We start from the raw sequence: 19,500 nt of genomic DNA, 5'->3' as shown, positions 1-19,500 counted from the left end.
CGGTACGCGGAGTGAGGGCCGGACGGGGCCCCCGAGGCGGAATTCCCACCACTCGGGGGGCACGTCGTCCGATTGGGCTGTCGCTTCGGCACCGGTCGTCGTCGACCGGTGCCGAAGCGCCGGTCAGCGTTCGAAGCGACCGGCCCGAATCGCACCGATGAACGCTGTCCACCCCGGCGGGCTGACCGCGAGTGTGGGACCGGCCTGGTCCTTGGAGTCACGGACTCCGACCAGACCGTGGACGTCGACGAGGTTGTCCGCCACTTCCACGCAGAGCCCCTGGTCGTTGGAGCGGCTGCTGGTACGCCAGACCGCGCCCGTAAGATCGTGCATCGTCGTTACCTCCGTGTGTGTCGGGATGCCTCCCGCTGCGGCCGGGCGTGAGCCCGCCCGCGCGGGACAACGTGATCCGCGTGACCAACGGCGCAACGAGGGCTCTTGATCGCACCCGCTGTGCGATCAAGAGTCCCGTGAACGAGACGAGTCGATGACCTGACAGTAAGGGCGTCAGTGAACGACGGCAGTGACCGGGCGAGCTGACCGGCCGAGCTGCGGTCCCGGGCTCAGCGGGCCGGACGAACCGTGCCGGACACCTCGCCGAGGGCGATGCTGGTGCCGTCCGGGCCGGGGGCGGTGGCCGTGATCCTCACCGTGTCGCCGTCCTCGAGGAAGGTGCGACTCTCCTCGCCCACCTTCACCGGCTCGGCCCCGCCCCAGGTCAGCTCCAGGAAGGACCCGACCTGCGCCCGGTCGGGGCCGGAGACGGTCCCGGAGGCGTACAGGTCACCGGTCCGCAGCGAGGCACCGTTGACGGTGAGGTGCGCCAACTGCTGCGCGGGGGTCCAGTACATGGTGGCGAACGGGGGCTCGCTCACCCGCTCGCCGTTCCACTCGACCGTCAGGCGGAGGTCCAGTCCCAGGTGCGGTACGTCGCGCAGGTAGTCGACCACCGGCGGGTCCTGGTCGGAGGCCGGCACGAAGGCGTCGGCGAGCGCGTCGAGCGGCGTCACCCAGGCCGAGACCGAGGTGGCGAACGACTTGCCGAGGAACGGGCCGAGCGGCTGATACTCCCAGGCTTGGATGTCCCGGGCCGACCAGTCGTTGACGAGCACCACCCCGAAGACGTGGTCGGCGAAGTCGTCCACCGCGACCCGGTCGCCGAGCGCGCTGGGTACGCCCACCACGAAGCCGACCTCCGCCTCGATGTCGAGGCGTACCGACGGCCCGGTGACCGGACCGTCGGCGGACGCCCGCTGCCCGGTCGGCCGGGTCACCGGCGTGCCGGAGACGACCACGGTGCCGGCCCGGCCGTGGTAACCGATCGGCAGGTGCTTCCAGTTGGGCAGCAGGGGCGGCTGGCCGGGACGGAAGATCTGCCCCACGTTCGCCGCGTGCTGCTCGGACGAGTAGAAGTCCACGTAGTCCGAGACCGCGATGGGAAGCAGCAACTCCACCTCGTCGAGGGGCACCAGCAGCGGCTCGACCGCGGCCCGGTGCGCCGGGTCGGTCAGCAGCTCGGTGAGCCGCTGGCGTACCGCCGTCCACTGCGGACGACCCAGGGCCATGAAGTCGTTGAGCACGGGCCGACACAGCGTGCCGGCGGCAAGCACCAGTTCGGCGGCCTCCGCGGCTGCGAGGTCGAGGACCCAGGACCCGATGCGTACGCCGATCCGGGACGGACCACCGTCTCGCCGGAACACCCCGTACGGCAGGTTCGTCACCCCGTACGGCGAACCGTCGGCACCGGTCACCCAGGTCATGCGTCGTAGCCCCCGTTCACCAGCCCAAGCCGGATCAGATCGGTAAGTGGTTCCAGGATGCTGCACGAGCCGAAGCCCACCCACAGGGGGCGGGGTGCGTCCAGCCGTGCCGTCGCGCGCTCCACCAGGGGGCGCGGGTCGACGAGTGTCAGCAGCTCGGCGACCGAGCGCACCCCGTCGCCGTCGGCGGCGGCCAGGGTCGCGGCCAGCACGTTCGCGTAACCGTGGTGGGTGAACCCGGTCTCCGGGTCCAGGTGTCGGAGCGCCTGGTGCAGCCCGGCGGTGAGCTTGAACGGCAGGCCCCGGTCCCGGCAGGCGCAGATCACCGTGGCCAGCTCGGTCGGCGTGGGGAAGAGTTCGGCGGCCAGGCCGCCGGTGCGGAACTTGGCCGCGATCGGCACCCCGTCGGCGCGCGCGGCGACGAGCGCGTCGAGCGCGCCCATCAGCCCGAAGGTCAGCGGCAGTTCGGCGTAGACGGCCGCCACACCCGGCAGCGCGTCGGTGAGCCGTAGCAACTTGGCGATGCCGGGCAGCGGGTCCTCACCACGCTTGGCGACCGCCACCTCCACCTGACGTGGGGTGACGCCGTCCGGGGCGAGAAACGACAGCGCGAACGGCAGGTTCCCGACTCCGGTGTCACCGATGACGCCGACCACCAGGCCCTCGCCCGGGTCGACGAGGCCGGTCAGCGCACCGGCCGCCGCGTCCGAGGCGGGGATCAGCAGCGGGCCGACCAGATCGGCGTACCAGGCGGCGCGGTGTTGGCGGTGGGCGGTCAGGGCGTCGTGCAGCGTGGCGCTGCCCGGCGGGAAGACGGCGGCGTCGTCCACCAGGCCGGCCAGGAGTGTGGGCACCTGCGTTGACACGGAACAAGAATGTACGGGACGCTACGAGGAACGGACAACAGCGTCCGATTATCGGACGCCTTCGGCCGGTGAACGGGACATATCGGGAGGCGAGATGCCGTACTACCGCAGCGTCGGCGAGGTGCCACGCAAGCGCCACACCCAGTTCCGGCAGCCCGACGGCAGCCTCTACGCCGAGGAGCTGATGGGCCAGGAGGGTTTCTCCTCCGACTCGTCCCTGCTCTACCACCGGCACGCGCCCACCGCGATCCTGGCCGCCGACGAGTTCACCCCGCCCGCGTTCACCCGGGCACCGAACCTGCCGCTCAAACCCCGCCACCTGCGCACCCACAAACTGGACACCGGCGGCTCCGACCCCGTCCTCGGCCGGCAGTACCTGCTCGCCAACGACGACGTACGGATCGGGTACGTCCTCGCCGACCGACCCTCACCGCTGTTCCGCGACGCCACCGGCGACCACTGCCTCTACGTCGAGTCGGGCACCCTGCGGGTCGAGTCCCCGTTCGGGGTGCTGGACGCGGTCGCCGGCGACTACGTCGTCATCCCCACCTCGACCATCCACCGGCTGGTGCCCACCGGCGACCAGCCCGTCCGACTGCTCGCCGTCGAGGCGTCCGGGCACATCGGCCCGCCCAAGCGCTACCTCTCCGTACGCGGCCAGTTCCTGGAGCACTCGCCCTACTGCGAGCGGGACGTCCGCGGCCCCGACACCCCGCTGCTCGTCGACGGCGAGGAGGTCGAGGTGCTGGTCCGGCACCGACGCGGGTGGACCCGCTACGTCTACGCCCACCACCCGTTCGACGTGGTCGGCTGGGACGGGCACCTCTACCCGTGGGCCTTCTCCATCCACGACTTCGAGCCGATCACCGGCCGCATCCACCAGCCCCCACCGGTGCACCAGACCTTCCAGGGGCCCAACTTCGTCATCTGCTCGTTCGTGCCGCGCAAGGTCGACTACCACCCGCAGTCGATCCCGGTGCCGTACAACCACCACAACGTCGACTCCGACGAGATGCTCTTCTACACCGGTGGCAACTACGAGGCGCGGCGCGGCTCCGGCATCGAGCAGGGCTCGATCTCGCTGCACCCGTCCGGCTTCACCCACGGCCCACAGCCGGGTGCCGCCGAGCGGTCCATCGGAGCCGACTACTTCGACGAGTTGGCGGTCATGGTCGACACCTTCCGCCCACTGGATCTCTGCGACGCCGCGAGCGCCTGCGAGGACGAGGCGTACGCCTGGACCTGGGCCCGTCGCGGTTAGCGGATCGCGGTTCTGGTGAAGACGGCGAACTCGGCCACCGCCGTGACGGCGATGGCGAGCACCAGCGGCCACGGGGACCCGACCATGGCGTACACCAGCAGCAGCAGCGGCGCGGCGGCCACGGCGTAGACGGCCAGGGCCATCGCGCGGTCCGCGTGCAGCATGGCGGGCAGGACGGTCCGGGTCAGCCCCGGCAGTCGGGCCGCGAGCTGCCAGACGACGATCGCGCCGGTGAGCGCGGCGAGGACCGCCAGGATGCGGGAGAAGCCGCCGCTCGCCGACGCCGCGAACGCGACGAGCACCGCCGCGACGAGCGACCAGCCCGCGCCGTAGAGCACCAGGCGGTGCAACCCGTACGCGAGGGTCCGTGGCGAGTCGATCCGACTCGGGCTGGTCGTCACCGCCTCGGCGATGTCTTCCAACGCCTCGGACCAGCGGCGCTGCTCCAGCCGCAGGACACCCACGTCGTGGCCGGCCTCGGCGATCCGCGGGTCGAGCCGCAGCGCCTCCCGGTAGGCCCGCTCGGCCAGGTCGAACAGGTTGAGTCGGGCGGCGACCAGGCTGAGCACGAGGTGCGCCTGTGGCTCCTGGGGGGCCAGCTCGACACCACGCCACGCCGCGTTCAGCGCCGGCTGACCGTTGCGGGATTCGGCCAGGATCGCCGCCGCGCTGCGCTGCGCGTACGCGTCGGTCGGGCCGAGGCCGAGGATCCGGTCGGCGGTGGCGGCCGCCTCGCTGTAGCGCTCCAGGTCGGTCAGGGCCATGCCCCTGGCCACCAGCGGCGGCAGGGCCTCCGGGGCGACGGCCACGGCCGCGTCGGCGGAGGTGAGCGCCTCGCCGGGGCGGTCGGCGGCCAGGTGCACCCGGGCCAGAATGGTCAGCGCGCCCACGTCGTCCGGTTGGAGGGCCAGCCCGTAGGCCAACTCCCCGGCCGCCTCGTCGTAGCGGCCGAGCTCGGCGAGGAGTTGGGCCCGCTGGGCGTAGCCGTCGGCTGCGGACTGGTCGGGGGTGGGATCGCTGGACATCGCGGCGAGCTTAGGCGGCCGGAGCGTCGTACACCAGGGCCACCGCGACCCCGGCCAACCCTTCCTCACGGCCGGCGAAGCCGAGCCCGTCGGTGGTCGCCGCGGAGAGGGTGACCGGGGCACCGACTGCGGCGCTGAGGACCTCCTGGGCCTCCGCGCGACGCCGGCCGATCTTGGGACGGTTGCCGATGACCTGCACGGAGACGTTGCCGATCTCCAGGCCGGCGGCCCGCACCCGGCGGGCCGTCTCGGTCAGCAGCGCGACCCCGGAGGCGCCGGCCCACTCCGGCTGGTCCACCCCGAAGGCGGAACCGAGATCACCCAGACCGGCGGCGGAGAGCAGCGCGTTGCAGGCGGCATGGGCGGCCACGTCGGCGTCCGAGTGCCCGGCCAGGCCGTCCTGGTCGGGCCAGAGCAGCCCGGCCACCCAGCAGGGTCGGCCAGGCTCGAACGCGTGCACATCGGTGCCGATGGCGACCCGGGGAACGATCATGACCAGAGGGTACGCGTCAACCGCCCGCGGCAAGCAGATGCTCGGCCAGAGCCAGGTCGAACGGTCGGGTGATTTTCAGCGCGTACTCCGAGCCGGGCACGCAGCTCACCGCGACGCCCTGCTTCTCCACCAGCCCGGCGTCGTCGGTGAGGGAGTCGCCGGCGGCGGCGTGTGCGGCGCTGAGCACGGCCCGACGGAAGCCCTGCGGGGTCTGCACCGCCCGCAGGGCGGAACGGTCGACGGTGCCGAGCACCACCTCGTCGGCATCGACTTCCTTGATGGTGTCGACGACCGGCAGGACCGGGATCACCGCGGCATGCCCGCCACGGACCGCCGCCGCGACGGATTCCACCAGATCGGGTGGGGTGAGCGCGCGGGCGGCATCGTGCACCAGGACGATCGTCGGGCCGGCGGGCACCGCGGCAAGCGCGACAGCCACCGACGCCTGCCGTTCCACGCCGCCGGGCACCACGATCACCGGTGCGACCGGGGCCAACAGCTCGCGGACGGCCTGGACCTCGGCTGGCGGCGCGGCCACCACGATGGTGTGCACCGAGGGCGCGGCAGCCAGCCGTCGCACGGCGTGCACCAACAGCGGCTCACCGGCGAGCAGGCGCAGCGCCTTGGGTCGGCCGGGGCCGAGCCGTACGCCGGCACCCGCCGCAGGCACGAGGACCGCGACGTCACCGCGCGGGTTGAGCTGCGCGGTCACGTCGCGGTCCTCGGTGGTTTCATCATTACGAAGTGGGTACGACGATGCTGTGCGGACTAGGCCTCGGTGAGGACCTTGTCGAGCAGCGTCTCCGCCTCATCCTTGGTGCTCTTCTCAGCCAGCGCGACCTCGCCGACGAGAATGTCGCGGGCCTTGGCGAGCATCCGCTTCTCGCCCGCAGAGAGGCCCCGCTCCCGCTCCCGGCGCCACAGGTCACGCACGACCTCGGCGACCTTCAGCGGGTTGCCGGAAGCCAGCTTCTCCAGATTTGCCTTGTAACGCCGCGACCAGTTGGTCGGCTCCTCGGTGTGCGGAGCCCGCAGAACGTCGAAGACCTTACCGAGGCCCTCTTCGCCAACCACCTCGCGGACGCCCACGATCTCGGCGTTCTCGGCCGGCACCCGGACCGTCAGGTCACCCTGCGCGACCCTCAGGACGAGGTATTGCTTAGGCTCGCCCTTGATGACCCGAGTCTCGATTGCCTCGATGAGTGCGGCCCCGTGGTGGGGGTAAACAACGGTCTCGCCGACACTGAAAACCATAGGTTCGAAACCCCTTTCGCTGTGTCTAGGGTAACACGCTCAGGCACCGATGTCTCACCGATGTCCTGACCGTTGGCGCAGCTCAGGGGCCCTGTGAGAGGTCTTGCTTCAGCTTGACAGGCGGTCAAACCGATGGTTCGAACACGCTCCGTAACACACAAATGACTGCCCGGTACGGGTGAACAGAACGTCGAGATCAAGGGCTATGCGCTCCTCCCATGGTAGCCCGGCCAGCGGAACCGCGCCCAGATGTAGCGGGAGGTGCCCCCGGTGCGCGACCCTGGAGACCGAGCCGCACTCAGCTCTCGAGACGCTTCCAGGGGGTCCGATGGGCAAGCCGGACGCAGAGGGTCACGGGCCAGCCGACGGCCTGCCCGGCCTGCCGCCCGAATGGGGCCGGGTGGTGGTCCCCGACGACGCGTCCGCACTTGCCGCCGAGGCCGCCCAGATCCGCCGTGAGCTGCGCCGTGCCGGCGGCGACCGCCGGGCTCTGGGCCTACCGCTGCTGGTCCTGCTGGTGGCGGTCCTCACCACCCTGGCCGGTCTGGTGGTGGTCACCTGGCCCCGGGCCAACCGCAGCACCGACCGGCCGACCCCGGCCCCCCACACGCCACCCGCGACCCTCACCGGTCGGGCGCTACCCGCACTGGATCTGGTCGGTGCGGACGACGCCCCCGTGCCACTGCGCGGCCTGCTCCCCGCCATGATCATCCTGCTGGACGGCTGCCCCTGCCCGGACCGGGTCACCGACGCCCTGGCAGCCGCGCCCGCCGGCGTCGCCGTGGTCACCGTCACCGGCGGGCGGACGGTCCCGACCGGGCCCACCACCCAGCGGCCGGTCCACGCCCTGGCCGACCCCGCCGGAGGGCTGCGGTCGTTCCTGGGCCAGCCGGCCCGCCCGGGCACCGCAACCGCGCTGCTCGTCGACCGGGCCGGCACCGTGACCCGGGTCTTCCCCGACCTGGGCACCGTCGAGTCCTACCGGCACGACCTGAGCGCCCTCGCCTCCTGACCGGGGTGCCCAGGGCCTGTGTCAAAGCCCTTGGCCGGTCTGCGGCGGGCCCAGGCTCGACCGGGACTTCGACACAGGCCCTAGCGGGGCAGCGCGACGAGCTGCACCTCGATGTCGATGGGCCGGCCGACGGCCGACAGCGACACCCGGAACGGCCCGCTTCCGGGTCGTACCTCGGCACTGGCGATCGCGCCGTCACAGTCGATACGCGGCTCACCGACGATCTCGGCCCCGGTGGACGTCACCACCAACGTGCCCGGCCGGGTGCACCGATACTGCAGCAGGTAGCGGGCGCCATCGTTGCTGGCCTGTCGGGTCAGCCCCTGCCCCGGAGCGAGCTCCCGTTGCTCCCGCCAGATCGTCTCGCGGAACGGCGGCAGGTCACCTGCGGGAAAGAGCGCCTCGGGATCGCCCTCGATGTCGGTGATCGAGCCCGTCACCGGGTCGACCTCCGCCCACGGGCTGCTCTGCACCCGGACCACCTCGCCGGTGTCGGGGTCCATCCGAGCCGTGATCCGCTCTTCGGGCTCCTCAGCCACGATGAGGCGTTCCAGCGGGGTGCTGACGCTCCGCTCGGCGCTCGGCGTCGCCGTGGGAGAGGCCGCCGCCCCGGCCGTCGAGGCGGGCGCGGCGGAACGCCACCACCAGCCGCCGGCCACCAGGACCGCCACCGCGGCACCGAACAGCACCACCGAACGCAGCCGGTCGTCCGCCGTCGCATCCACCTCCCGAGCGTACCGGCCGAAGGTTCAGTCCTGTCGATCGAGCAGGGCCGCGTAGAGGGTGAGGCCGGGGCCGAAGGCAAGCATGACGATGCGCCGAGCCGCCGGGGCAGCCCGGCCCAGCCGGTCCAGGATCAGCAGGACCGTCGGCGACGAGCAGTTGCCGTGCTCGTCGAGCGTCGCCCGGGACGCCGCCAGCCCCAGCGGAGGCAGCGCCAACTCCCGCTCGACCACGTTGAGGATCCGCGGCCCGCCCGGGTGCACCGCCCAACCGTCCACCTCGGCGCTGGTGACGCCATGCCGGGCCAACAGGTCCTCGACCAGCCCACGGACGTGCCTCGACAACACCTGCGGCACCTTCGGCGACAACCCCATCCGGAACCCCGCATCGGTGACGTCCCAGGTCATGTGGTCGGCGGTCGAGGTGTCGGTGACGGCGGTGACCTCGCGTAGCGCGTACCCCCGGCCGCCCGGCACGACCACGGCGGCGACCGCGGCGTCCGAGAAGAGCGCGTGGGAGACGATCTGCTGGGTGTCCACCCGGGCACTCGACGGCTGGATGTGCAGGCTGGTCAGCTCGGCGCAGAGCAGGAGCGCCGGTCGCCCCCGGGCGGCGACGAAGTCACTTGCCGCGCCGAGCCCCGGCAGCGCCGCGTAACAGCCCATGTGGCCGATGACCATCCGTTGGGTGTCCGCTGCCATGCCCAGGTCACGGGCGAGGAGGATGTCCAGCCCCGGGGTGGCGTACCCCGTGCAGGAGCAGACGATGAACAACCCGATGTCGCCGGCGTCCAGCCCGGCCGCGGTCAACGCCCGACCCACCGCCTCCTTGCCGAGCGGCAGCGCCTCCACCTGGTAACGGCGCATCCGGCGCTCGGTCGGCCAGTCCGAGACGTCTTCGAGCAGCGGGTTGACCGCCGCCTGCCGTCGGGTCACCCCCGAGTTGGCGAAGATGCGCTGGGCCAACGACCGGGTCGTGCCGGAGAAGTGCTTGGAGAAGAAACCCTCCCACAACTCGTCCTGCGAAGCGGACGGCGGCTGCGCTGTTCCGAGCCCCGCGATCACTGGTACGGACACGATCCCCACCTCTCGTCAGATGCTGTCCTCCCCCTGGCCTTCCCACCAGCCACCTCGGCTGGTCGTCTCTCCGTACGAGCCCGGTGGCGCGGGCTCACCAACGCGGTGCCGATCCGTCACGGTCCGGGTCGCCGCCGAGCGCGGCGATGCCGAGCCAGTCGGCGCAGACGTCCGACGTGGCCGGGTGCAGTGAGCCGCAGCGGGCGTCGCGGTAGAGCCGCTCCAGCGGATGACCACGACGGGTGGCCGAGGTGCCCGCCGCCTCCAGCACCGACGCCGCCACCTCGGCCGCCGTGGTGCCGGCGAGCAGCTTCGCCCGCCACACCCAGCGGTTGGTCTCCTCGTCACCGGGCGCCTCGTCCACCCGGCGGGCCGCCTCGGCCACCACCAACTGTGCGGCGGCCGTCGCCGCGTCCGCCCGACCCAGCCGGGCCCGCACCGCCGGCAGACCGGCCAGGTTGCGGGCGTTGAGGTGCTCGGCCGCCGCGTCGATCGCCGCTCGGGCCACCCCCACGTAGACGGCGGCGTAACTGGCCACCAGCCAGTGCGGCATCAGTTGGGCGACCACAAGCGCCAGCCCCTCCACCCCGCCGAGCAGCCGGTCGGCGGGCACGCTGACGTCCAGGTGCAGGTCGTGGGAGGAGGTGGCGCGCATGCCGAGCGAATCCCAGGTCGGCTCCACGGTCAGCCCGTCGCCGGCCGGCACCAGGAACTGGGAGACCACCGACTGGTCGACCGCGCTGCGGGCCGCCACCAGATAGCCGTCCGCGTGCCCGGCTCCGGAGCAGAAGGTCTTGCTGCCCTTGAGGTGCCAGCCCCCGTCGGTCGGCTCGTACGCCGTGGTCAGCTGGGACAGCCGCGCGCCCGCGCCCCGCTCGCTCATCGCGACCGCGTACCACGAGCCCTGCGCCGCCGCGCTGAGCAGTCGGTCGCGGGCGGCGAGCGCCTCGTCCGGCACACCGAGCGCCTCGGCCAACTCCTCGGTGACCGCGCCGAGCGCCCCGGTCACCGAGGCGTGCATGTTGAACACCAAGGCGGTCGCACCGTTGCCCCGGGCAAGCTCAGTGGCCACCGCTGCGTACTCGGCGAAGGTGGCCCCCAGGCCGCCGAGCGCCCGGGGCACCATCAGCCCGAACAGGCCGGCCTCGCGCAGGTCGGCGAAGTCGTCCACGGGGAAGGAACCGTCCCGGTCGTGCTCGGCCGCTCGCGCGGCGAACCGCGGTGCCAACCGGCGTGCTGCCTCAAGCGCGTGCACCGTCATCTCGTTCCTCCTCGGCGTTCCATACCCCGCCACGGCCTGACTATCCTTTGCGGACCCCCCGGCCCTGGTAGAGCACGGCGGTGGACCGGGTCGGCACGATGCGCGGCGCGCGGCCGGCGGGCACCGCACCGGCCGACGCGCCCGCGCGGGCCCGACGCAGCAGCCAGGCGAGCATGCCGCCGACCTGCGGACGGATGCCCCGCAGCCGCAGGTCGACGCCGTGCCGGGCGCACTCCGCCACGAGCGCCCGCGCGTCCACGAACAACCGCGGATCGTGGATGCCGCGGGGCACCGTCGGCAGGCGCTCGGCGATCCGGACCGCGACGAGCCGGGCCAACGCCGTGTCGTTCAGGGTGTCCAGCACCAGCACACCGCCGGGGCGCAGCAGCCGGCACGCCTCGGCCACCGCACGCGGCCAGGCCGGCACGTGCTCCAGCAACTCGCCCGCCGAGACCACGTCGGCGCAGCCGTCGGGCAGCGGAACCGCGGTGGCATCACCCTGGACCACGCACACCCCGTGCTCGGCCGCCTGGACGAGCGCCGAGCGCGTCAGATCCACCCCGACGTGGCGGTAGCCCTTGCCGGCCAGGTGCGGCGCGAGCAGACCCGCACCGCAGCCCAGGTCGACGAGCAACGCGCCCGGACGGGTGGCCGGCGGCACCAGCGCGGCCCGCGCCTCGGCCAGCCAGTGCAGCATCGCGAACGCGCCATCCGGCCGCCACCACTCCCCGGCCAGATCGTCGTACTGACGCGGATCGTTTCGCGGCAGCACCCTCGGACCGGTGGACGCCCCGGCCGCAGCCACGTCTCGCATGGAACCGAGCGTGGCACGACTGCTCGGTAACGACCAGACTTCCCTTATGTCGTCGAGGGTGTTAGGGCTGGTCAGAGCGAGCCATCCGGAACCGGCCGCAGCGGTGACCACGGTGGCCGGTCTGCTGACCTGGGGCGTGGGCCACCGGCCGACCGGAATCGTCTCGGTGGTGCTCGCCGTGCTGGCCAGCCAACTCGCCGTCGGCTGGACCAACGACGCGCTCGACGCCGAGCGGGACGCCACTGTGGGGCGTACCGACAAACCTGTCGCAAGTGGCGCGGTCGGTCGACGCGTCACGGCCTGGGCCGCCGCGGCGGCCGCGGTGGCCTGCCCACTGCTGGCGCTGACCACGAACCCCGTTGCGGCGTTCTGGCTGACGCTCGCCCTGGTCTCCGCCCTGCTCTACGACTGGCCGCTCAAGGCCACCGCGTTCTCGGTGCTGCCCTACGCCGTGTCGTTCGGCGCGCTGCCCGCCTTCGTGGTGCTGGCGCTGCCCGGTCGACCCGCCCCACCCGTCTGGCTGGTCGCGGCGGCGGCCTGCCTGGGTGCCGGCGCGCACTTCGCAAACGTGCTCCCCGACCTGGCCGACGACGCCCGCACCGGCGTGCGGGGCCTGCCCCACCGGCTGGGTGCCGCCGGCAGCCGGATGGCCGCGGCGGGCCTGCTCCTCGCGGCGACCGCGACCCTGGTCCTCGGACCACCCGGGCCGCCGTCGGCGATCGGCTGGGCGGCGGTCGGCACGGCCGCCGTGGTGCCGCCACTGAGCTGGTACGCCGGGCGCTCGGCGATCCGCGCCGGGCGGCGGCCGGTGGCGGCCTTCCGGGCGGTGATGCTGGTGGCCCTCATCGACGTGGTTCTGCTGGTGGCGAGTGGTCGGGTGGTGTGAGGGCCACCCGGGCAGGTGGCATTGCCGGGTCCGTGTGCGGACCTCGATCAGCCCCAACTACCCTGGAGCGCGGTCTGCGCGGGTATGGCCACCGTGCCCGGCGTACGGCCCGGGTGGGGATTGTGACGAGGAGGACCGACGTGACGCGCTCGATCAGAGGATCCCGGCGGGCGGCTCTGTTGCTGTCCGGGATCGCGGCGGCCAGCCTGCTGGCTTCCGGATGCGGCACCGGTCAGATCGCCGAGACCGCATTGAAGGAGCCGTCGGTCCAGGGCGTCAACCTCACGACCGAAAACGGTTCCTTCTCGGTGCGCGGCCTGCTCGTCGACTTTCCGGGCACCGAGGGTTACCGGGCCGGGCAGGACGCGGGGCTCGGCGCCGTGATCTACAACGACTCCAAGGAGACGGTGACGGTCACCGTCACCACCGAGAGCGCCCGCGAGGTGGTGATCAGCGGCGGCTCGGCGAGCCCGTCGCCGTCCACCGCGGAGTCCGCCTCCATGAGCCCGTCGCCATCCGGTTCGGCAAGCCCGTCGACCTCGACGTCCGGTTCGTCGAGCCCGTCGGCGACGCCCTCCGAGACCGGGTCGTCCTCGGCCACCCCGTCCGCCCCGGAGTCGGCGCGGGCGTCCGGTTCGGCCAGCCCGGCCGCCCCGGGCCAGCCGGCCCGGATCGAGCTGGCGCCGTTGAGCTACATCCAGTTCAACTCCGAGGCCACCACGCAGCTCCGGCTGATCGGCCTGACCGAGGCGCTGCGTTCCGGCCAGAACGTCGTCGTGACCTTCGACTTCGGCAACGGCAACACGGTCACCGGGCAGGCCCCGGTCGCGGTGCCGCTCACGCCGGCGGCTCCTCCGTCGCCGATCATCGAGCGCGAGGGCGGCTACGAGGGCAACGAGGGCGGCACGACCCACGAGTGACCCGACCCGCACATCGACAGACACCCCGGCGTGGTGACCACCACGCCGGGGTGTTTTCGTCGTACGCGGGGGCTAGCGTCCTGATGTGACCACCTCCCGATCGACCCCTCCGCGTGGCGGCACGGCCGGCGCCTCCCGTGGTCGGTCCGCCGCCCGCGACCCGCGTCCCGCCTACCAGTGCGACGCCTGCGGGCACCAGCCACCCAAGTGGGTGGGGCGCTGCCCCGAGTGCGGCGAGTGGGGGGCGGTGGTCGAGCACACGGTGACCGGCCCGACCGTCTCCGGTCGGGTGGTCAGCTCCCGGATGCCGTCCGAGCCGGCCCGACCGATCGCCACCATCAGCGCCGCTCCGGCCCGCGCCCGTCCCACCGGGGTCAGCGAGCTCGACCGGGTGCTCGGCGGCGGCCTGGTGCCCGGCGCCGTGGTGCTGCTCGCCGGCGAGCCGGGCGTGGGCAAGTCGACCCTCCTGCTCGACGTGGCGCAGCAGTGGGCGGTCGGTGCCGGCAGCCCTTCGCTCGTGGTCAGCGGCGAAGAGTCGGTCAGTCAGGTGCGGCTGCGTGCCGAGCGGATGGGCACCCTGCACGAGCAGCTCTACCTCGCCGCCGAGAGCGACCTGGCCTCGGTGCTCGGCCACCTCGACGCGGTCAAGCCGGGCCTGCTGGTGCTCGACTCGGTGCAGACCATCTCGACCACCGGCACCGAGGGGGTGCCCGGCGGGGTGACCCAGGTCCGCGCGGTCACCGCCGCGCTGGTCTCGGTCGCCAAGGAGCGGGGCATCGCCACCGTGCTGGTCGGGCACGTCACCAAGGACGGCCAGGTGGCCGGGCCTCGGGTGCTGGAGCACCTGGTCGACGTGGTGCTGCACTTCGAGGGCGACAAGCACTCGTCGCTGCGCCTGGTGCGCGGCGTGAAGAACAGGTTCGGCGCGGCCGACGAGGTCGGCTGCTTCGAGATGCACGAGGGCGGCATCAGCAGCCTGGCCGACCCGTCCGGGCTGTTCCTGACCCGCTACGCGGAGCCGGTCCCGGGCACCTGCGTGACAGTGGCCATGGAGGGGCGGCGGGCCCTGGTCACCGAGGTGCAGGCCCTCATCGGCGCGACGGTGGCGGGCTCTCCCCGACGCACCGTCTCCGGCCTCGACTCGGCCCGCCTGGCAATGGTGCTCGCGGTGCTGCAACGGCGCACCGAGCGGCTGACGCTGCACGACCGGGAGGTCTTCGCCGCCACCGTGGGCGGCATCCGGGTGGTGGAGCCGGCCGCCGACCTGGCGGTGGCCCTGGCGGTCGCCTCCGGTGGGCTCAACCTGGCGATCGCACCGCACCTGGTGGCGATCGGTGAGGTGGGGCTGACCGGCGAGGTGCGCCGCGTCGGTGCGGTGCCACGCCGGCTGGCCGAGGCGGCCCGACTGGGGTTCAAGGTGGCCCTGGTCCCACCCGGCTGCGGCCCGACCAGCACCGGCGCCGGGCCCGAGCAGATGCGGGTGACCGAGGTCACCGACGTCCGTTCGGCGCTGCACCATGCGGCCCGTGCGTCCGCCGAGTGACCCACTGTGCCGACGATGACGGCGAAACCGGACAGCACGTCACAAGCGGGAAACGTCGACGGGGGCGGCATCGTGACACATCACAGTAACCACGACAGCACCCACCGCACGGCAGTCCGTAGACTGTGCCCGTGCCGATCGACCGCGATACCACCAAGCCAGCCGGCGCGCCGCCTCAGGCCCGCACCGGCGCCGTGGGCTCGCCGGCCCGCCCGATCAGCGTGAACGTGACTGCGGGGCCCGCCGGGAGCGCCGGAGATCCGTTGCGGGCCAACCTTGCCCTGATGGCCCCGGGCACCGCCCTGCGCGACGGCCTGGAGCGCATTCTGCGGGGCCGCACGGGCGCGCTCATCGTGCTCGGCTACGACAAGGTGGTCGAGGGCCTGTGCACCGGCGGCTTCCCGCTTGACGTGGAGTTCTCCGCGACCCGCGTACGCGAGCTGTGCAAGATGGACGGCGCTGTCGTGCTCTCCAGCGACGGCACCAGGATCGTCCGGGCGGCCGTGCACCTGATGCCCGACCCGTCGATCCCGACCGAAGAGTCCGGCACCCGGCACCGCACCGCTGAGCGGGTGGCCCGGCAGACCGGTTACCCGGTCATCTCGGTCAGCCAGTCGATGCGGATCATCAGCCTCTACGTCAACGGCCAACGGCACGTGCTCGACGACTCGGCGGCCATCCTCTCCCGCGCCAACCAGGCGCTCGCCACCCTGGAGCGCTACAAGCTCCGACTTGACGAGGTGTCCGGCACGCTCTCCGCCCTGGAGATCGAGGATCTGGTCACCGTGCGCGACGCGGTGGCCGTGGTGCAGCGACTGGAGATGGTCCGCCGGATCGCCGACGAGATCGCCGGCTACGTGGTGGAGCTGGGCACCGACGGTCGCCTGCTCGCGCTGCAACTCGACGAGCTGATGGCCGGCGTGGACGCCGACCGGACACTCGTCATCCGGGACTACCTCCCCGTCGGCCGCAAGTCGCGCACCCTGGACGAGGCTCTCGTCGAACTGGACCTGCTCGGTGCCACTGAGCTGATCGACCTGGTGTCGGTCGCCAAGGCGATCGGTTACCCGGCCGCGTCCGACGCGCTCGACGCCGCCGTCAGTCCGCGCGGCTTCCGACTGCTGGCCAAGGTGCCCCGTCTCCCGGTGGCGGTGGTCGACCGCCTGGTGCTGCACTTCGGCAGCCTCCAGCGGCTGCTCGGCGCGACAGTGGAAGACCTGCAAGCCGTCGAAGGGGTCGGCGACGCCCGGGCCCGCGGTGTCCGTGAAGGGCTGTCCCGGCTCGCCGAGGCATCCATCCTGGAACGCTACGTCTGACCCGGCTCAGCCGGTGACGGTGAGCTTCACCGGCTCGCTGAGCTTCGTGCCCACCCGAGCGAACACCTGGTACGACCCGACCGGCGCGAACGGCCCGCCGGCCAGCGCACCGTCGCAACGGCTGGTGTCCCGCCCGTTCCAGGGCACCTGGTAGGAGCGCTCGAAGTTCGGCGTGAAGGACTGCACGTCCGAGCCCACGACCTTGCCGCAGGTGTCCGACGACCAGACCTTCTCGGCACCGGACTTGATGAAGATCTCCTGGAAGTCGGCACCGACGTTGCGACTACAGGTTCGATCCGACGTGTTCTTGATCTTCAACTGGAGCTCGACCACCGCGCCGCGCTGCACCGACGTCTGACTCGTCGACGAGACCACGCTGATCTCGTCGTTGGTGCAGGTGCCGTCGTCCTCCGAACCAGCCGCCGCGCCCAACGGCGGCGTGTTGCTGGTGATCGCCGGGCTGGGGTTCGTCGCAACCGGATCAGCGGACGGTGACGGGCCTCCGGTCTGCGGTGTCAGCACCGGGCCAGCGGAGTCGGACGTCGCGGCGGACGTCGCCGACGGCGAACCACCCGCCTTCGGCTCCCGGCCGCCGGAGCGATCGGAGCCGGTGCACGAGTAGAGCAGGACAATCAGGAAGAGGAGACCCGCTCCGAGTACGACGGCGCGACGCCGCCAGTACACGGCGGGTGACAGGGGGCCGACCGTCAGACGCATGATGCCCCCCACCGTAGCCGCGCCGTACCCGCCACGGCGGCACGACGCGCCGGAACCGATTCGACGCCCGCGGCAAACCATCCACTGTGGATGGAGCGCGTCCCGGTCACAGGTACACCTTGCGCTGGTAGACGGCGTGTGCGCCGGCCACCCGGTCCAGGAAGAGCAGCCCCGCACAGTGGTCGATCTCGTGCTGCAACGCCCGCGCCTCGAAGCCGTCGGTCACCAGCCGGACCGGCTCACCGCTGCCCGGCAGATCACCCTCCACCACCAACCGGCTGGCCCGCTTCACGTCCCCGGTCAGGTCCGGCACCGACATGCAGCCCTCCCGGCCCGGCTTCCACCGGGTCGCCTCGACCACCCGCGCATTGCACAGCACGAAGGTGCCGTGCACCGTCACCGCCTTCGGGTGCCCGGTCACGTCGACCGCGAAGACCCGAGCGCCGACCCCGACCTGCGGCGCCGCCAGCCCGACACAGCCCGGCGAGACCCTCATCGTGGCGATCAGATCGGCCGCGAGTTGGACCGTCTCCTTCGCCGTCGGATCGACCTCGTCCGCGGCCCGACTCAGCACCGGGTGCGGGGCAGAGACGACCGCCAGCACCTCGCCCGCCACGTCAAGCGACTCCGGCGTCCAGCCCCCCAGGCCGGTGTCCGGCCCGCGCTCCTCGCCGGTCACAACAGATCCGGGTCCGCCGGCCGGAGGGTGACCTCCACGCCCAGCTCGGCGGCCGTCCGGTGCAGCCGGTCGACCACAGTGTCCGCCACACCGGCCGGCAACTCGACCTCCGCCAGGACCACGTAGAGCGCTCCGGTCAACCGGGTACTCAGGTCGGTGACGTTGCCCCCGGCGTCCACGAGCACCCGGGTCATCGCCGCGACGATCCCCATCCGGTCCGAACCGTGCACCGCCATCACGTACGGCTCACCCGCAGGCGGGACATCGCCGTCCGGGGTGACCGCGCGTACCGTCGCCAGTAGCTGACCCTCGGCGGCAAGCGACGCCAGCGCGGCCTCGACCTCGGCGGCGGCCGGGCCCGTGCAGATGAGGGTCATCGCGAAATGCCCTCGCAGCCGCGTCATCGTGCTGTCGGTGAGGTTCGCGCCCAGTCGGGCCAGCACCTCCGCGACGTCGGCCACGATGCCGGGCCGGTCCCGACCGATGACGGTGATCGCGAGCTCGTTCATCCGCGCATTCTCCCCCGTCCACGGAACGACGACGTGGCACCCCGCCCGAGCCGCCCAACCAACGGGAACGCCGGGCGTGACATCATCAACGACGCCATGACGCAACCCGAGTTCGCCACCCTGGTCAGTCGTTGGTTCCAGCAGCACGCCCGTGACCTGCCCTGGCGTGAGCCCGGGGTCACCCCGTGGGCCATCCTGGTCAGCGAGGTCATGCTCCAGCAGACACCCGTGGTCCGGGTGTTGCCGGCCTGGCAGGCATGGCTGGCCCGCTGGCCGGACCCGGCCGCGCTGGCGGCGGACACCCCCGCCGAGGCGATCCGGATGTGGGGACGTCTGGGCTACCCGCGTCGGGCGGTCCGGTTACGCGACTGCGCGGTCGCGATCGTCGAGCGGCACGGCGGCCAGGTGCCGGACCGACTGGAGCAACTGCTGGCACTGCCCGGGGTCGGCACCTACACGGCACGGGCGGTGGCCGCCTTCGCGTACGGGCAGCGACACCCGGTGGTCGACACCAACGTACGCCGGGTCGTGAGCCGGGCGGTGGCCGGCGACCCGGACGCCGGGCCGGTCACCCGACCAGCCGACCTGGTCGCCACCGAGGAACTGCTCCCGGCTGAACCGGCCGCAGCGGCACTGGCCAGCGCCGCTTTCATGGAGTTGGGCGCGGTGATCTGCACGGCCCGCTCACCGCGCTGCACGGCCTGCCCCGTCGAGTCCGTCTGCGCCTGGCGGGCCTCCGGCCAGGAGGCGCCCGCAGGACCGACCCGCCGACCCCAGCGGTACGCGGGCACCGACCGACAGGTACGCGGCCTGCTGCTCGGCGTGCTCCGGGACAGCACCGGGCCGGTCCCGCACCAGCGACTCGACCAGGTCTGGACCGACGACGTGCAACGCGCCCGCGCCCTCGCCGGCCTGGTCCAGGACGGACTTGTCGAACCTGTCGACGCCGACTCCTTCCGCCTGGTCGGCGACGGCCCGTCCCTCCCCACCGCCGACCTCACCACCCCCACCGTGCCGGCCCGCCCCGCAACATCAGAGAGAGTGCTGCCTCCGGACGCCGCGAGGCGACACTTTCGCTGATGTTGCGCGGGTCTGTCTCGCGCCAGCGCCGAGCGCGCAGCGCGCGGACGACCGGGGGCGGGAGATGGCTCGTGTTGCCTGCGGGGTAGGCAGAAAGCGGGGCCCCGGTGGCTCACGCCACCGGGGCCCCGCTCCTTGCTGATTGTCGTTACTCGTCCACACCTGCGGCGGCGGTGCCAGCGGCAGTGCCACCGAGCTCGGCCGGGACGGCGTCCGGGACGGCGACGGGTTTGTCCGAGCCGCGGAAGACGAGCTTGGAGTTGTCGATGTCGTTGGGGTCGCCTTCGCAGTCGACCACGACGATC

General features: G+C 72.6%; 20 protein-coding genes and 2 pseudogenes. 7 read left to right on the top strand and 15 right to left on the bottom strand.

Annotated elements, in window-relative coordinates; all coding sequences use genetic code 11:
- Positions 1-123: 123 nt before the first annotated feature.
- From AB0C15_RS31660 to AB0C15_RS31650, 3 genes are all read right to left on the bottom strand, one after another.
- Positions 124-333, bottom strand: a complete 210-nt coding sequence (locus AB0C15_RS31660) for a DUF397 domain-containing protein (protein ID WP_357358251.1) — start codon at positions 331-333, stop codon at positions 124-126.
- A gap of 230 nt (positions 334-563) precedes the next feature.
- Positions 564-1,760 (bottom strand): fumarylacetoacetase, encoded by a 1,197-nt coding sequence (gene fahA / locus AB0C15_RS31655; protein ID WP_357358249.1) that lies wholly within the window; start codon positions 1,758-1,760, stop codon positions 564-566.
- Complete coding sequence (locus AB0C15_RS31650) at positions 1,757-2,626, bottom strand: hypothetical protein (protein WP_357358247.1); 870 nt, start codon at positions 2,624-2,626, stop codon at positions 1,757-1,759. Before AB0C15_RS31650 ends, fahA begins: the two co-directional genes overlap by 4 nt.
- Positions 2,627-2,720: 94 nt before the next feature.
- On the opposite strand from AB0C15_RS31650, the gene AB0C15_RS31645 reads away from it, so the two are divergent.
- A complete protein-coding gene (locus tag AB0C15_RS31645; protein WP_357358245.1) occupies positions 2,721-3,887 on the top strand; it encodes a cupin domain-containing protein in 1,167 nt (388 codons plus the stop codon).
- On the opposite strand, the gene AB0C15_RS31640 is transcribed toward AB0C15_RS31645, so the two are convergent.
- From AB0C15_RS31640 to AB0C15_RS31625, 4 genes are read right to left on the bottom strand one after another with little or no spacing between them, the layout of a single operon-like run.
- Positions 3,884-4,912 (bottom strand): hypothetical protein, encoded by a 1,029-nt coding sequence (locus AB0C15_RS31640; RefSeq protein WP_357358243.1) that lies wholly within the window; start codon positions 4,910-4,912, stop codon positions 3,884-3,886. The two genes, AB0C15_RS31645 and AB0C15_RS31640, sit on opposite strands and share 4 nt — an antisense overlap.
- A 10-nt stretch (positions 4,913-4,922) precedes the next feature.
- A complete protein-coding gene (gene ispF, locus AB0C15_RS31635) occupies positions 4,923-5,405 on the bottom strand; it encodes a 2-C-methyl-D-erythritol 2,4-cyclodiphosphate synthase (RefSeq protein WP_357358241.1) in 483 nt (160 codons plus the stop codon).
- A 16-nt stretch (positions 5,406-5,421) separates the two neighbouring features.
- Positions 5,422-6,117 carry a 2-C-methyl-D-erythritol 4-phosphate cytidylyltransferase gene (gene ispD, locus AB0C15_RS31630; RefSeq protein WP_357358239.1) on the bottom strand — a complete coding sequence of 232 codons (696 nt, stop codon included), beginning with the start codon at positions 6,115-6,117 and terminating at the stop codon, positions 5,422-5,424.
- Between the two features lie 56 nt (positions 6,118-6,173).
- Positions 6,174-6,659, bottom strand: coding sequence for a CarD family transcriptional regulator (locus tag AB0C15_RS31625; RefSeq protein WP_007073334.1), 486 nt, complete (start codon positions 6,657-6,659; stop codon positions 6,174-6,176).
- A 328-nt stretch (positions 6,660-6,987) separates the two neighbouring features.
- Here AB0C15_RS31625 and AB0C15_RS31620 point away from each other — a divergent pair, with 328 nt between their 5' ends.
- Positions 6,988-7,671, top strand: coding sequence for a hypothetical protein (locus tag AB0C15_RS31620; RefSeq protein WP_357358237.1), 684 nt, complete (start codon positions 6,988-6,990; stop codon positions 7,669-7,671).
- An 80-nt stretch (positions 7,672-7,751) separates the two neighbouring features.
- On the opposite strand, the gene AB0C15_RS31615 is transcribed toward AB0C15_RS31620, so the two are convergent.
- The 4 genes from AB0C15_RS31615 to AB0C15_RS31600 all read right to left on the bottom strand — a co-directional run bounded on the left by AB0C15_RS31615 (position 7,752) and on the right by AB0C15_RS31600 (position 11,545).
- Complete coding sequence (locus AB0C15_RS31615; protein ID WP_357358235.1) at positions 7,752-8,396, bottom strand: hypothetical protein; 645 nt, start codon at positions 8,394-8,396, stop codon at positions 7,752-7,754.
- A gap of 24 nt (positions 8,397-8,420) precedes the next feature.
- The gene (locus tag AB0C15_RS31610; protein ID WP_357358233.1) at positions 8,421-9,470 is read right to left on the bottom strand and encodes a type III polyketide synthase; all 1,050 of its coding nucleotides are present in this window, start codon (positions 9,468-9,470) and stop codon (positions 8,421-8,423) included.
- A 94-nt stretch (positions 9,471-9,564) separates the two neighbouring features.
- Positions 9,565-10,731 carry an acyl-CoA dehydrogenase family protein gene (locus AB0C15_RS31605; RefSeq protein ID WP_357358231.1) on the bottom strand — a complete coding sequence of 389 codons (1,167 nt, stop codon included), beginning with the start codon at positions 10,729-10,731 and terminating at the stop codon, positions 9,565-9,567.
- Positions 10,732-10,771: 40 nt separating this feature from the next.
- On the bottom strand, positions 10,772-11,545 hold the full coding sequence (locus AB0C15_RS31600) for a methyltransferase domain-containing protein (RefSeq protein WP_357358229.1): 774 nt from the start codon (positions 11,543-11,545) through the stop codon (positions 10,772-10,774).
- A gap of 46 nt (positions 11,546-11,591) precedes the next feature.
- Here AB0C15_RS31600 and AB0C15_RS31595 point away from each other — a divergent pair, with 46 nt between their 5' ends.
- From AB0C15_RS31595 to disA, 4 genes are all read left to right on the top strand, one after another.
- On the top strand, positions 11,592-12,431 hold the full coding sequence (locus tag AB0C15_RS31595) for a UbiA family prenyltransferase (RefSeq protein ID WP_357358228.1): 840 nt from the start codon (positions 11,592-11,594) through the stop codon (positions 12,429-12,431).
- 140 nt (positions 12,432-12,571) lie between these two features.
- A complete protein-coding gene (locus AB0C15_RS31590) occupies positions 12,572-13,351 on the top strand; it encodes a hypothetical protein (protein ID WP_357358225.1) in 780 nt (259 codons plus the stop codon).
- Between the two features lie 85 nt (positions 13,352-13,436).
- Complete coding sequence (gene radA, locus AB0C15_RS31585) at positions 13,437-14,894, top strand: DNA repair protein RadA (protein WP_357358223.1); 1,458 nt, start codon at positions 13,437-13,439, stop codon at positions 14,892-14,894.
- A gap of 131 nt (positions 14,895-15,025) precedes the next feature.
- Positions 15,026-16,210 (top strand): DNA integrity scanning diadenylate cyclase DisA, encoded by a 1,185-nt coding sequence (gene disA / locus AB0C15_RS31580; RefSeq protein ID WP_357358221.1) that lies wholly within the window; start codon positions 15,026-15,028, stop codon positions 16,208-16,210.
- A gap of 6 nt (positions 16,211-16,216) precedes the next feature.
- On the opposite strand, the gene AB0C15_RS31575 is transcribed toward disA, so the two are convergent.
- The 3 genes from AB0C15_RS31575 to AB0C15_RS31565 all read right to left on the bottom strand — a co-directional run bounded on the left by AB0C15_RS31575 (position 16,217) and on the right by AB0C15_RS31565 (position 18,115).
- Positions 16,217-16,927, bottom strand: a complete 711-nt coding sequence (locus AB0C15_RS31575) for a hypothetical protein (RefSeq protein WP_357358219.1) — start codon at positions 16,925-16,927, stop codon at positions 16,217-16,219.
- A 106-nt stretch (positions 16,928-17,033) separates the two neighbouring features.
- Positions 17,034-17,606 carry a peptide deformylase gene (locus AB0C15_RS31570; RefSeq protein ID WP_357358217.1) on the bottom strand — a complete coding sequence of 191 codons (573 nt, stop codon included), beginning with the start codon at positions 17,604-17,606 and terminating at the stop codon, positions 17,034-17,036.
- Positions 17,603-18,115, bottom strand: coding sequence for an ACT domain-containing protein (locus tag AB0C15_RS31565; protein ID WP_357358215.1), 513 nt, complete (start codon positions 18,113-18,115; stop codon positions 17,603-17,605). Before AB0C15_RS31565 ends, AB0C15_RS31570 begins: the two co-directional genes overlap by 4 nt.
- Before the next feature lie 96 nt (positions 18,116-18,211).
- On the opposite strand from AB0C15_RS31565, the pseudogene AB0C15_RS31560 reads away from it, so the two are divergent.
- Positions 18,212-19,099: pseudogene (locus AB0C15_RS31560) on the top strand (A/G-specific adenine glycosylase); the annotation flags it as partial.
- Between the two features lie 244 nt (positions 19,100-19,343).
- On the opposite strand, the pseudogene AB0C15_RS31555 reads toward AB0C15_RS31560, so the two are convergent.
- Positions 19,344-19,500, bottom strand: a pseudogene (locus AB0C15_RS31555) (AAA family ATPase); the annotation flags it as partial.

It is taken from the genome of Micromonospora sp. NPDC048835 (assembly GCF_040649995.1).
In the GTDB taxonomy this organism is placed as follows: domain Bacteria; phylum Actinomycetota; class Actinomycetes; order Mycobacteriales; family Micromonosporaceae; genus Micromonospora.
Note: the sequence above shows the minus strand (reverse complement) of the source record. Positions and strands in the feature narration are given on the sequence as shown.